This is a genomic window from Stenotrophomonas sp. C9D9 (assembly GCF_056491205.1).
In genome coordinates this window covers 264,025-277,314 of the sequence record NZ_JBSZIF010000006.1, presented here as the reverse complement: position 1 = coordinate 277,314, position 13,290 = coordinate 264,025, and the positions used below count along the sequence as shown (strand labels likewise).

The following is a 13,290-nucleotide window of genomic DNA, read 5'->3' as shown; positions in this document are numbered from 1 at the left end:
GCTAGTGCCCACTACAGTCGCAGCCACCCCAGCCCTTGGCTTTCGACGTCTGGCCGATACCCGGGTTGAAGGTGTTGCTCGGGTCCAGCTGCTTGTAGAACCCCGCCAGCGCCGGCTTGGCCGGGTACAGGTGGCCGACGTTGTGCTCGGCCGGATACTCGGCGCCACGCTGGTCCAGCAGCGCCCACATCGCATGCTCGATCGCCATCGGGTCTTCGCCCTTGCGCGCGATGTAGTCCTGGTGGAACACATGGCACAGGAAGTGGCCGTAATACAGCTTGTGCAGCAGGCGGCCGTCGATATCGGCCGGCAGCTGCTCGAACCAGTCGGCGTCATCACGGCGCAGGGCGATGTCCAACGCCACGATGTCCTGCACCTGGTCGCGATGCACCTCACGGTAGCGCACCGCCGCACCGGCCACGGCGAAGCGATGCAGGAAGGCCTTGCGCCCCTCATCGGCCGTGCAGTGGAAGTAACCGCCCTCGTGGTCGGCGAAGAAGCCGCGCAGCCAGGCCTCGGTTTCCGCTGCGTCCTGCGCGGAGACCTTCAGCAGCAGATGATGCTCGTAGCGCAGGCGGAACTCGCCCATGCGCTTGGGCAGGTGCGAGGGCAGCAGGCCGGTCAGCACCTGCATCACCCGGTCGGTCACCCCGCGCAGGCCCAGCCGCTCGAACCAGCCGTCAACCCGGCTCTTCAATGCGAACGCGGCCGGCACACGCGCGGTGCCGAGGCGATCGATCAGCAGGAAACTGTCCTTGCCGTAGCGCTCGCCGATGTCATAGGCATCGCGGTGGATGTATTCGCCGGCAATCGGCAGGCGTTCGAAGCCGGTCAGCAGCTGGCGCCGGATCGCGGTGAGGCTGTCGGTACGGTTGCTGCCGATATAGAAGACCTCGGCCGCCTCCTTCTCGAAGGTGTCCAGGCGCACCGCGAACACTGCCAGCTTGCCGGCAGATCCCGCTGCCTCGAAGTGGCGGCTGGGGTCGGCGTTGAAGCGTGCCGGCGTATCGGCATCGACCCGGCGCACTTCCTCGGCGTAGCGCGGATCGGAGGCGGCACGGCCGTCACCGTCACCCACGTCGGCAGCACGGTAATCACCCGCCTGCAGGCGCTGCAGGATCTGCTCGGGCGTATCGCCCAGCGCGATGCCCAGATGGTTGACCAGCTGCAGCTGGCCCTGCGCATCGACCTGCGCATACAGTGCCAGCTCGGTGTAGGCCGGGCCGCGACGCACCAGCGCGCCGCCGGAGTTGTTGCAGATGCCGCCCAGCACCGAGGCGCCGATGCAGGACGAGCCGATCACCGAATGCGGTTCACGGCCCAGTGGCGCCAGCGTCTGTTCCAGCCGGTCCAGTGTCGCGCCGGGCAGGCACAGCACCTGCCGACCTTCGTTCAACAGCTGGATGCCGGTCAGGCGCAGCGTGCTGACCAGCACGATCGGACGCCCATAGTCGTTCCCATCCGGGTCGAGCCACCGGTCAGGCCGGTGTTGGCTGCCTGCAGGATGATAGCCGCGCCGCCCTGCACCGCCGCCTGCAGCACACGCCACAGCTCCAGCAGCGTGCCCGGGCGCACCACCGCCAGCACCGGGCCCTCACCGAAGCGGTAGCCACGGCGGAAACGGCGGGTGGCCTTGTCGCCGGTCAGTACGTGGCGACTGCCGACTGCGTCGCGCAACTGCGCCAGCACGGCATCGTGGCCACTCATGGCAGGCTGACCAGCGAATCGCGACCGATGTCGGCGATGCGGCGCGCGCCGGTCAGTGTCATCGCCACGCGCATCTCCTTGGCGATCAGGTCCAGCAGGTTGGCCACGCCGGCCTCGCCCTGTGCGGCCAGCGCATAGACGAAGGCACGGCCCAGCAGCACGGTATCGGCCCCCAGCGCCAGCATGCGCACCACGTCCAGGCCGGTGCGGATGCCGGAATCGGCGAGGATCTTCAGGTCGCCCTGCACCGCATCGGCAATCGCCGGCAATGCACGCGCGGTGGACAGCACGCCATCCAGCTGGCGACCACCGTGGTTGGAGACCACGATGCCATCAGCGCCGAACTTGACCGCGTCGCGCGCGTCATCCGGGTCGAGGATGCCCTTGATCACCATCGGGCCCTTCCAGAACTCGCGGATCCATTCCAGGTCCTTCCACGAAATGGACGGATCGAAGTTGCTGCCCAACCAACCGATGTAATCCTCCAGCCCGGTCGGGTTGCCACGATAGGTGGAGATGTTGCCGAGGTCATGCGGGCGGCCGAACAGGCCCACGTCCCACGCCCAGTGCGGATGGGTGATGGCCTGGCCGATGCGGCGCAGCGAGGCGTTCGGACCGCTCATGCCCGAGTGCGCGTCACGGTAGCGCGCGCCCGGCACCGGCATGTCCACGGTGAACACCAGCGTGGTCACGCCCGCAGCCTGTGCGCGCTCCAATGCATTGCGCATGAAGCCCCGATCGCGCAGCACGTACAGCTGGAACCACATCGGCCGCTGGATCGCCGGGGCCACTTCCTCGATCGGGCACACCGATACCGTGGACAGGGTGAACGGGATACCACGGCTGTCGGCCGCGCGCGCCGCCTGCACTTCACCGCGCCGGGCATACATGCCGGTCAGGCCGACCGGCGCCAGCGCCACCGGCATCGCCAGTTTTTCGCCGAACAGCTCGGTTTCCAGGCTCAGGTCCGACATGTTGCGCAGGATGCGCTGGCGCAGCGCGATGTCGGACAGGTCGGAAACGTTGCGCTTCAGCGTGTGCTCGGCATACGCGCCGCCATCGATGTAGTGGAACAGGAACGGCGGCAGCCGGCGTTGCGCTGCGGCACGGTAATCGGTGGAGGCGGAGATGATCATGGGGTCAACCGTGTGGGGAAGGTAGACGCGAGGCCCGCGCACGCCGGGCTTCGTTGTCATCGAGGGTGCGCAGCGTGGTGTGCACGAACTCGAGGTGGGCATGCGCGGCGGCGCGCGCGCGTTCGGGGTCGCCGGCCAGCACCGCGTCCATCATCTCGCGGTGCTGGTCGGACAGCGGCGAGAAGGTCCTCGCCGAGGTATAGAGCTTCTCGCGGCTCTGCGAGATGTTGGTCTGCAGCAGTTCGAACAGGCCGCGCATCACCTGCAGCAGCACCAGGTTGTGCGAGGCCTCGGCGATGGACAGGTGGAAGGCGGCGTCGGCCTCGGCTTCGCCGGTGGGGTCGTCCTTGCCGTGCGCGTCCATCATGGTCTGGAAGGCCTGGGCGATGCGCGTGCGGTCCTCGTCGGTGGCACGCAGCGCCGCATGCCAGGCGGTGGCACCTTCCAGCGCGTGGCGGATCTCCAGCACGTCGAAGCGGTACTCCGGGTCGCCCTGGAACAGCGGCAGGTACGGCGCCAGCGGTTCATCCAGCGCCTGCCGCGCGCGCGCCGCGGGTTCGGCCACGTAGGTGCCGCCACCCACCCGTGCGGTCAGCAGGCCCTGGCTGGCCAGCTGCGCGATGGCCTCGCGCAGCGCGGTGCGCGAGACCCCCAGCTGCACCGCCAGGGTGCGCTCGGCCGGCAGCCGATCGCCCGGTTGCAGCCGCTGTTCCTGCACCAGGCCGCGCAGCTGCGCGGCCACCTTGTCCGAAATACGTTGCGTGCTCATGGTGCCATTGTGGCCCGAAGCGCGCAGCGGGTGGTCGGCTGACCGTGCATGGCTCAGGGAATCATCCAGGTCAGCCAGTAGGCCTGCGCCAGGGTGATCAGGCCGACCATCGTGGTGAAGATCAGGCTGTGCTTGACCGTGAAACGGAACAGGTCCGATTCCTTGCCGGCCAGGCCGACCGCGGCGCAGGCAATGGCAATCGACTGCGGCGAGATCATCTTGCCGGTAACGCCACCGGTGGTGTTGGCCGCCACCAGCAGCACGTCGGACACGCCGATCTGCTGCGCGGTGGTGGCCTGCAGCGCCGAGAACAGCGCGTTGGACGAGGTGTCCGAGCCGGTCAGGAACACGCCCAGCCAGCCCAGGAACGGCGAGAAGAACGGGAACGCATCACCGGTATGCGCCAGTGCCAGCGCCAGCGTCGCCGACAGGCCCGAGTAGTTGGCGATGAAGGCGAAGGCCAGCACCATGCCGATCGAATAGATCGGCATGCGCAGCTCACGCACCGTCTCACCGAAGGTCTGCAACGCCGACCGGGCCGGCATGCGCAGCGCAATGATCGCGATCACGGCGGCGAGGATGATCGAGGTACCGGTGGCCGAGAACCAGTCGAATTTATAGACCGCCTCATAGCTGAGCGGCGCGTCCACGATCGGTGGCATCTTCTGCACCATCTGGTCCAGGCCCGGCACCGGGAGCTTCAGCACCCAGCTTTCCAGCGGGCCGCCCGCCGCGAACAGCGACTTGAACGGCTTGATGCTCCACAGCGTGACCATCGCGGTGAGGATCAGGAACGGCGACCACGCCTTGGCGATCTGGCCGACGCTGTAGCGCGGCGCTTCCAGTGCCTGTGCAGCCGCCTCGGCGCTGGTTTCGGTGTCGAAGCGGAAGATCCGTACCGGCTTCCAGCGGCGCAGGAACAAAGTCAGGCAGACCAGCGATGCCAGCGACGCGGTGATGTCCGGCAGTTCCGGGCCGATGAAATTGGAGGTCAGGTACTGGGCGATGGCGAACGAACCACCTGCCACCAGCACCGCCGGCCAGGTTTCCTTGATGCCGCGCCAGCCATCCATGATCGCCATGATCCAGAACAGCACGATGAGGGTCAGGAACGGCAGCTGGCGGCCGGCCATCTGGCCGATCTCGAACGCGTCCAGGCCGGTGACCTGCCCGGCCACGATGATCGGAATGCCCATCGCCCCGAAGGCCACCGGCGCGGTGTTGACGATCAGGCACAGGCCCGCCGCATACAGTGGCTTGAAGCCCAGCCCGACCAGCAGCGCGGCGGTGATCGCCACCGGCGCACCGAAGCCGGCCGCGCCTTCCAGGAAGGCACCGAAGGCGAAACCGACCATCAGCATCTGCAGGCGCTGGTCTTCGGTCACCGACAGGATCGAGGCGCGGATGATGTCGAACTGCCCGGTCTTGACCGAGACTTTGTAGAGGAACACCGCGCCGATGATGATCCAGGCGATCGGCCACAGCCCGTAGACGAAGCCGAACCCGGCCGCGCCCAGCGCCTGGGTCAACGGCATGCGGTAGAACAGCAGGGCCACGCCGAGTGCGATGGCCACGGTGATCGTGCCGGCCAGCCAGCCCTTCATGCGCAGCACGGCCAGGGCGACGAAGAAGAACGCGATCGGCAGCAGCGCGATCAGGCTGGACAACCACAGGTTGCCGGCGGGGTCGTACAGATGTTGCCAGGGCTGCATGAAGGCTCTCGACTGGGGCGGGATGTGCTCCACCGCGGGCGGTGGGTCGCCGTGATCGATATTTATTGGTCCTACCAATAAGCGGAATCATCGAACCACGTGGAGCGGATTTAACCGCCACTCCGGCGAAGCGCCTATTAGACCATAGGGCTAGGCGCCATATTGGTCCGACCAAATAGATCCCTATGGTAGTGCCGGCTGCTTGCCGGCAACTCGAGATTCCCTACGAAATCCGCTTCTCCAACCGCCGCATCACTGCCAGCACAAGCACGCACAGCACGCTCACCCCGATCGCAATCACGTACTTGCCGATGCCCACGGCGATGCCGATGGCCGCCGCCATGATCAGCGAGCTTGCGGTGGTCAATCCGCTGACCTGGTCCTCGCGTGAGCCGCGCAGGATGGTGCCGGCGGCCACGAATCCCACGCAGGCCACCACCGCTTCGATAAGACGTACCGGGTCAACCTGCAGCAGGTCGCGGTAACGCTCCTGCTGGAAATGCTCGGCCACCGAGTCGCCGAGGCCGACGATCAGCGCTGCAGCGCCGGCAATCAGCATGTGCGTGCGCAGGCCCGCAGCGTGCTTGCCCATCTCGCGCTCGACGCCGAGCACGCCACCGAACAGCATCGCTGCGGCCACGCGCAGCAGGATCGAGACATCCTGGGTGAGTTCCATGGGCAGGCTCCGGGAGTTTCCCGGAGCGTCGCGTGGCACCCGTGGCACAGAGGTGAAGGCCACGCCACAGTCCGTTCACCTGGTAGCGCCGGGCCATGCCCGGCGTCACCGCACCCTGCGTTCAACGCATCACTGCGCGAGGTAGCCACCATCGATGGCGTAGTACGCGCCGGTCGCGAACGAGGCATCGTCACTGGCCAGCCAGGCCACCAGTGCCGCCACTTCCTCCGCCGTACCCAGCCGCTTCAGCGCGTGCCGCCCTTCCAGCGTGGCACGCACCTTCGGGTCCATCTTCTCCAGCAGCGGCGTGCTGATGAAACCCGGGCCGACTGCATTGACACGGATACCATCGCCCGCATGCTCCCAGGCGGCGGTCTGGGTCAGCCCGACCACGCCGTGCTTGGCCGCGACGTACGCAGTGGAACCGGCATAGCCGACCTGGCCCAGGATCGAGGCCATGTTGATGATGCTGCCGCCGGTTCCGGCCGCGCGCATCGCCTGGATCTGCGCACGCTGGCACAGGAACACGCTGGTGAGGTTGACATCGATTACCCGCTGCCAGCCATCGATCGGATAGTCACCGCTGCTGGCCGCCGGCCCGCCGATACCGGCGTTGTTGACCGCCACATGCAGGCCGTCGAGTTCCTTGATCGTGCGCTGCACGGCTGCCTCCACCGCAGCGTCGTCGGTGACGTCCAGCGCGATGCCGATGGCCTGTGCACCGGTGCTGCGCAACTGCGCCACGGTGGCATCCACCCCATCCTGCTTCAGGTCCCAGACCGAAATACGGGCACCGGATGCGGCCAGCGTCTGCGTCACGGCCAGGCCGATGCCCGACACGCCGCCGGTCACGATCGCGGTCTTGCCGGTCAACTGGTAATCAATCATCTGCATTCTCCATCGGTGGGGGTAGCGATGCGGCGCGCGGCCGCCAATCCATCACCCTACGCCGGCCGCTGTGACGAGCAGACCAACTGCCTGTCCGCGGATCGTTCCAGCAATGAAACCTCAACCGAAGTTCATGTAGGGAATCAAGTACGGATATAGCGCCAAAACGCTGGCGTATGTTCGACGCCCCGTTCAACTTGGCCGTAATGACCAATCGGTTTGACCGTATTCAAATCCCCTGCGAATGATTCGCAGCGACAATGGGAAACGTTTCCAGTTTCTTCGACACATTCCCTCCAACCTGGCGTTTTCCGGCCTTCCAGGCTGCCCGCTACGCGGCAGCACAGGGGCCCATGGCCGCCAGCGCCTCCCCCCTCCTGTACGTGCCGAGCGATGTCCCGATACTTCACCTTTGCCGATTACCGCCGCTTCGGCCAACGCCATGGCTTCGATTACCGCGCTGATCCGGAACACCTGCGCGAAGACCAGTGGGCCGGCCGCGGCGAAGTCAACGAACAGTTCATGCGCGGTGGCATGAGCCTGATCGCCTCCGACGTGCATAACCGGTTCCCCTATGTGGCTACCGCGCAGCAGCGCCCCGGGCTCGCCATCCGCGTGATGCTGCAGGGCCAGGTCGACGTGCGTATCCCGCGACGCGGAAGTTTCACCCTGCGTGCCGGCACCGCGATGACCGCCCACCATCGCGACCAGATCGAGATGACCGGCGCACACCCCGGCGAAACGCGCCTGCGTGGGGTCAGCGTGATCGTGCCGGGTGGCATCGACGCGGATGTCTTCCAGATGCCACAGCTGGAAAAGGCGCTTGGCACGCACCTGGAATGCCGCCACTGGGCCATTCCCCACACCATGCTGCCGGTGCTGGGCCAGTTGTTCGACAGCCCGTGGCAGGACGGCATCGACGCCTTGTGGCGCGAAGGCGTGGCACTGCAGCTGCTGGCCCTCGGCCTGCAGGCCGAGGATCTGCAGACCGACCAGGTGCGCACGCTGCGCGCCGGCCAGCGTGAGCGCCTGGAACGGGTGCGCAGCTACCTGCATGACGACCCCAGCCATGCACACAGCCTGGTCGAGCTGGCCCGGCTGGCCTGCATGAGCCCCAGCTCATTGCGCCGCCACTTTGCCCAGCAGTATGGAAGCTCGGTATTCGACTACCTGCACGAGCAGCGCATGCGCCATGCCGAACAGGGCCTGCGCGAAGACGGATGGACGGTTGAGCAGGCCGCGGCCGCCAGCGGCTACCGCCATCCCAGCAACTTCGCCGCCGCGTTCCGCAAACGCTTCGGTCTGGTGCCCAGCCGCTGGCGCACCGGCCCGTCGAAGGTGGGGTAGCAGCTCCCGCTCTGGTAGGTGTCGACCTTGGTCGACACGCTCTGGCATCATCGCGGATGCCGGCCAGCGGCCGGCACTACCGCAGCCGCCGGGTATCGCGCACCCGGCGTACCTCATCAAACTCAATACACCGGCAGATCGATGTAACTGGCCTGCGCGGCGCTGTGCCAGACCCGCTGCGTGGCCTTCTGGTAATCGCCCGGCTTGGCCAGGTAGATGTTCGGCACGTAGGTCTGCGGGTTGCGGTCGTACAGCGGGAACAGGCTGGACTGCACCTGCACCATCACCCGGTGCCCCTTCTGGAAGGTATGGTTGGCGTTGGGCAGGTCGAAGCGGTACGGCAGCACTTCGTTGGCGGCCAGCGGCTTCGGATCGCTGAAGCTCTCGCGATAGCGGCCGCGGAAGATCGCCAGCGACACCGGCAGCTCGTAACCGCCCATCTCCGGCGTCGACGCTTCCTGGTCCGGATACACGTCGATCAGCTTCACCACCCAGTCGCTGTCGGTGCCACTGGTCGACGCCTGCAGATGCACCACCGGTGCGCCGCCGATGCGCAGCGGCGCGGCCAGCGGTTCGGTGATGAAGGTCAGCACGTCCGGGCGGCCATCAACGAAACGCTGGTCCTTGACCAGCCAGGTGGTCCACATGTCGCGGTCACCGAAGCGGACCGGGCGCGGCACGAACGGCACCGGCTTGGCCGGGTCGGACACGTATTCCTCGAAGTCACCCTCGCCCGCCGCCGGCGCCTGGAACGCCAGCTTGCCGCCGGCACGCAGGTACAGCGGCTTGCTGCTGGCGGCACAGCCCTTGTCGCAGCTGCGCGGCCAGCCCTTGAGGCGATCCCAGTGGTTTTCACCGGTGTTGTAGATCAGCACCGGCGGCGTGTCCGCCTTCGGCGCACCGTCCACCAGGTACTGGTCGAAGAACGGCTTGAGCACATCGCGACGGAACTGCAGCGCGGTATCGCCATCGAACTTCAGCGCACCCAGCTCGCTGCCGCTGTAGTTCACCTGGCTGTGCCGCCACGGGCCCATCACCAGGTAGTTGCGGTTGTTGCCGCTGTCGCGCCCTTCCATTGCCTGGTAGGCGTGGTTGGCACCCCACATGTCTTCCTGATCCCACAGGCCCTGCAGCCACATGGTCGGCACCTTCAACGGTGTCTTCGCCATCACCGCGTCCAGCGCCTGGCCCTGCCAGAAGCCATCATAGGCCGGGTGCTCGACCAGCTTCTTCCACCAGGTCAGCTGGTCCACGCCGGTGAAACGCGCGTAGTCGCCGGCCGAACCGATGCGCAGGAAGGTGCTGTAGTCGTCGTAGCCGAGGCTGGGCAGCGGCGTGCCCTTGCCGCGCTTCTCGGTCTGCATCGCGAAATAGTTGAAATTGACCTGTCGGAACGCACCGTAGTTGAGCCAGTCGTCACCCATCCAGCCATCAACCATCGGGCTCTGCGGCGCAGCCACCTTCAGCGCCGGGTGCGGGTCGGTCAGCGCCATCACCACGGTGAAGCCCTCGTACGACGAGCCGAGCATGCCGACCTTGCCGTTGCTCTCCGGCACGTTCTTCACCAGCCAGTCGATGGTGTCCCAGGCGTCGGTGGAATGGTCGACTTTGGTGTTGTTCAACGGCCCGCGCAGCGGCCGGGTCATCACGTAATCGCCTTCCGAGCCGTACTTGCCACGGATATCCTGGAACACACGGATGTAACCGCCATCGACGAACACCTCGTCGCCCTGTGGCAGCAGGTCGCGCATGCGCGGCGAATCACTGCGGTTGGCGCGGCCAGCGGCATCGTAGGGCGTACGGGTCAGCAGGATCGGCGCGTTGTGGGCGCCCTTGGGCACCACGATCACCGTATACAGCCTGGTGCCATCACGCATCGGCACCATCACCACGCGCTTGTCGTAGTCGCGGCCGACATCGGGGGCAACAAAGGGCTTGCCGCTGATGTCGGGGGTCATCGGCGGGGTATCGGCAGCCAGCACGGTGCTGGACAGGCAAAGGGCGATGGCTAGAGCAACGGCACGCACACGCATGGACAACCCCTCCCGGCAGGAAAGCCTCAAGCCTACTCCTGCCTCGAGCCATGAAGTGTGTGCGGGCTTTGCATTCTGCGGTGGATGCAGGCAGGACTGATGGCCCATGTGCCTGCGTTGCCGCTGCGCTCGCCGGCGACCGGTAGTGCCGGCCGCTGGCCGCTGGCCGGCAACTTCATCCATCCCGGGCACGGTACGCGATTGCCGGCCAGCGGCCGGCACTACCGGTCAGGCTGCCGCTACTTCATGCAGCGCCAGCCAGCGCCAACGGCCCTCTTCCTGCCGCAGCATGGCCAACGATTCCCGCCAGGCAGCCGTCCCTTCGCCCTCCGAATGCCCTTCGCGATAGCGCAGCACCGCCAGCGGTGACGGCGCCGCCACCGCGTGCACGGCGTCGATGGAAATCTGCAGCCCTGGACGCGCGCCATGGCCGCCTGCGAACAGCGCCTGCACGGCATTCCGGTCCAGCCTGCGACCCGCGATGCCGACCATGCTGAAGTCCGCGCAGAAATGCGCCATCAGATCCTCCAGCGCGTCGGTGCTGACGTCGGCACGGAACCACGCCTGCAGTTTGTCGTGCAGGTGGTGGACTTCATGTTCTGCGGTGGTATCCATCAGGCATTCTCGGGTTGCGGAAAGGAAAGCTGTTGCGGCCGACGCAGCAGCGCCAGAGGCAGCAGGGTCAGTACGGCGGCCAGCCCCAGCGCCACGCGCGTGGCATGGGCTGGCAGCCATTGCATGGCCAACGCCAACAGCAGCGCGATGGCCGCGGTGCCCAGGCAGAAGCTGAGCTGGCGGTTGAGGTTCCAGAGTGCGCTGGCATCGCCCAATGCTTCGCCCTCGACCCCATGGAAGGCCAGCGTTTGCGCGGTGCTGCTGCACAGGCTGCCGCCGGCGCCCATCAGCGCGAACAGCAGTCCGGCCAACGCGACGTGCGGCTGCGGCAGCAGCGCCATCAGCAGCAGGCCGCTGGCCTGCAGAAGCATGCCCGTACGCAGTACCGTGGCCGGGCCGAAGCGGGCCAGCAGGCGCTTGCTGGCCGTGATCGCAATGGCCGAGGCCAGCGCCCACGGCAGCATCAACGCGCCGATGCGTGCAGCGCTGTAACCGGCCTGGTGCAGCTGCAGGGTACTGACCAACTGACTGCCGATGAATACGCCCGGCACGGCCAGATACACCAGCATTGCCAGCCTCAGCCCACGGTGGGACAGGAGCGACCAGCGCAGCAGTGGCTGCACCTGCCGACGTGCATGCCGCAGGTGGGCCGCCGCCAGCAGCAGCGCGACCAGCAGCAACACGGCACCGGCACCGCGATGTCCAGACTCGCCCAGCCAGGTCAGCGCCAACAGCAACGCGCCCAGCGCCAGCATCGCGGTAGACAGCGCATAGGCCTGCAGGCGCGGCGTACTGCGCGCGCCATCGGCCGGCATCCAGGCCAGCACCAGGCCGATTGCCATCACCGCCAACGGCAGGCTGGCCCAGAGCACGCCGCGCCAGGACAACCACTGCACCAACAGCCCGCCCAGCGCCGGCGCCAGTGCCGGCACCAGCAGGGCCACCAGCAGGATGCGGCGGGTCAGCGCGCCACGCTGGTCGGGCGTGCATTGCCGGTACGCCGCAGCCTGTGCCACGGGAATCAGCAGGCCGCCAGCCAACCCCTGTAGCAGGCGCCAGCCGAGCAGCCAGCCGATCCCCGGTGCGGCGCCTGCCAGCGCAGCGGCAACCGCGAACAACAGCAACGCCACCAGCAGCAAGCGACGCTCGCCGCAGCGCGCAGCCAGCCAGGGCGCCAACGGAATCACCACGCTCAGGCCCAGCATGTAGGCCGTGCCGACCCAGGCCAGGGTGCTGATATCGGCGTGCAGTTCCGCTGCCAATGCCGGATAGGCCACCGTGGCGATGAACATGTTGACCAGATCCAGGGCGAACACCAGCAGGAAGATCACCTCATGGCGCAGGCGGGGGGACGGCATCGGCGGTGCTCCAGCAGAGAGACCGCCAGCATGCCGCCCTGGCCTTGCTGGAAAAACACGACGACAGCTGCAACACTGTCAAACCTGTTTTGACAATGAATCGCCATGGTCAGCCTCGATCGCTTCGATATCTTCCGTGCCGTGGTCGAGGCCGGCAGCCTGACCGCAGCGGCCGATCGGCTCGGCCTGAGTCGTGCGGTGGTCAGCTTCAACCTGAAGCGGCTGGAGCAGGAGCTGGGCGTGACCCTGCTGCTGCGCAGCACCCGCCACCTGGCCCTGACCGAGGCCGGCGAGCAGTTCCTGCAGCACTGCGTGCAGGCGCTGGATGCCGCACAGGCAGCGATCGATGCCGCGCGCCGCGACCAGCACCAGCTGCAGGGCGTGCTGCGCCTGACGACCACACCGGAGTACGCACAGCTGCGCCTGATCACGGCGCTGGAGGCGTTCCGTGCCCGGCATCCGGCCTTGCAGCTGCACCTGTCGACCTCACCGGCACCGGCCGACCTGATTCCCGAACGCTTCGACCTGGCGATCCGCCTCGGCCGCCTGCCGGACTCGGGCCTGCACGCCAATGAACTGGAGCGCCACCCACTGTGCGCGGTGGCGGCTCCGTCCCTGCTGGCGCGCCTGCCCTCTGCCGAGGCAGCCGATGATCCTGTACTGCTGGGAAGCCTGCCCCGCCTGGGCTACCCGCGCCTGGCCGATGTTCCGGTGGTGGCACCGGATGGCAGCGACGCCCTGTTTGCCACCAACCCGGGCAACGCGGTGGTGCGCGTGGATGGTGCCAGCAGCCTGCGCGCGTTCGCCTTGGCCGGCGCCGGGGTCACCGTGCTGCCACGCTGGCTGATCGAGGACGACCTGGCCCAGGACCGGCTGCGCCCGGTGCTGCGCCAGCACCGCTTCCCGCAGCAGAGCGTGTACGCGGTCTACCCGCATAGCACGCAGCCCTCACCGAAGGTGCGGCAGCTGATTGATTTCCTGCGCGACCGGTTCGCCACATGAAAAAGGGGACGGAGGGGATTAAGTCGTTTATGCATAAACGACTTAAT

At 67.1% G+C, this 13,290-nt stretch carries 10 protein-coding genes and 1 pseudogene; 2 read left to right on the top strand and 9 right to left on the bottom strand.

What is annotated here, in order from left to right; translation table 11 throughout:
• Position 1 precedes the first annotated feature (1 nt).
• From dld to ACXI0D_RS16740, 6 genes and pseudogenes are all read right to left on the bottom strand, one after another.
• Positions 2–1,707: pseudogene (gene dld, locus ACXI0D_RS16765) on the bottom strand (D-lactate dehydrogenase).
• On the bottom strand, positions 1,704–2,843 hold the full coding sequence (lldD, locus tag ACXI0D_RS16760) for an FMN-dependent L-lactate dehydrogenase LldD (RefSeq protein ID WP_010485059.1): 1,140 nt from the start codon (positions 2,841–2,843) through the stop codon (positions 1,704–1,706). The pseudogene dld and the gene lldD overlap by 4 nt, the downstream one beginning before the upstream one ends.
• Before the next feature lie 4 nt (positions 2,844–2,847).
• Positions 2,848–3,612 carry a transcriptional regulator LldR gene (gene lldR / locus ACXI0D_RS16755; RefSeq protein ID WP_012480578.1) on the bottom strand — a complete coding sequence of 255 codons (765 nt, stop codon included), beginning with the start codon at positions 3,610–3,612 and terminating at the stop codon, positions 2,848–2,850.
• A 53-nt stretch (positions 3,613–3,665) separates the two neighbouring features.
• Positions 3,666–5,324, bottom strand: a complete 1,659-nt coding sequence (lldP, locus tag ACXI0D_RS16750) for an L-lactate permease (protein ID WP_049443344.1) — start codon at positions 5,322–5,324, stop codon at positions 3,666–3,668.
• A 223-nt stretch (positions 5,325–5,547) separates the two neighbouring features.
• On the bottom strand, positions 5,548–6,000 hold the full coding sequence (locus ACXI0D_RS16745; protein WP_005410036.1) for an MgtC/SapB family protein: 453 nt from the start codon (positions 5,998–6,000) through the stop codon (positions 5,548–5,550).
• Between the two features lie 129 nt (positions 6,001–6,129).
• Positions 6,130–6,888, bottom strand: a complete 759-nt coding sequence (locus tag ACXI0D_RS16740; protein WP_479642823.1) for an SDR family NAD(P)-dependent oxidoreductase — start codon at positions 6,886–6,888, stop codon at positions 6,130–6,132.
• A gap of 393 nt (positions 6,889–7,281) precedes the next feature.
• Between ACXI0D_RS16740 and ACXI0D_RS16735 the strand changes: the two genes are divergently transcribed.
• Positions 7,282–8,235: a helix-turn-helix transcriptional regulator gene (locus ACXI0D_RS16735; protein ID WP_049443343.1), complete on the top strand. Its 954-nt coding sequence runs from the start codon at positions 7,282–7,284 to the stop codon at positions 8,233–8,235.
• 122 nt (positions 8,236–8,357) lie between these two features.
• Here the strand turns inward: ACXI0D_RS16735 and ACXI0D_RS16730 are convergent, their stop codons facing one another.
• From ACXI0D_RS16730 to ACXI0D_RS16720, 3 genes are all read right to left on the bottom strand, one after another.
• Positions 8,358–10,268, bottom strand: coding sequence for a CocE/NonD family hydrolase (locus tag ACXI0D_RS16730; RefSeq protein WP_479642822.1), 1,911 nt, complete (start codon positions 10,266–10,268; stop codon positions 8,358–8,360).
• 228 nt (positions 10,269–10,496) lie between these two features.
• Positions 10,497–10,883 carry a DUF4440 domain-containing protein gene (locus ACXI0D_RS16725; protein ID WP_479642821.1) on the bottom strand — a complete coding sequence of 129 codons (387 nt, stop codon included), beginning with the start codon at positions 10,881–10,883 and terminating at the stop codon, positions 10,497–10,499.
• The gene (locus ACXI0D_RS16720; RefSeq protein ID WP_101765679.1) at positions 10,883–12,241 is read right to left on the bottom strand and encodes an MFS transporter; all 1,359 of its coding nucleotides are present in this window, start codon (positions 12,239–12,241) and stop codon (positions 10,883–10,885) included. The genes ACXI0D_RS16725 and ACXI0D_RS16720 overlap by 1 nt, the downstream gene beginning before the upstream one ends.
• A gap of 105 nt (positions 12,242–12,346) precedes the next feature.
• Between ACXI0D_RS16720 and ACXI0D_RS16715 the strand changes: the two genes are divergently transcribed.
• Entirely contained in the window at positions 12,347–13,243 is an 897-nt protein-coding gene (locus ACXI0D_RS16715) for a LysR family transcriptional regulator (protein ID WP_479642820.1), read from the top strand.
• The last annotated feature ends 47 nt before the right edge of the window (positions 13,244–13,290 follow it).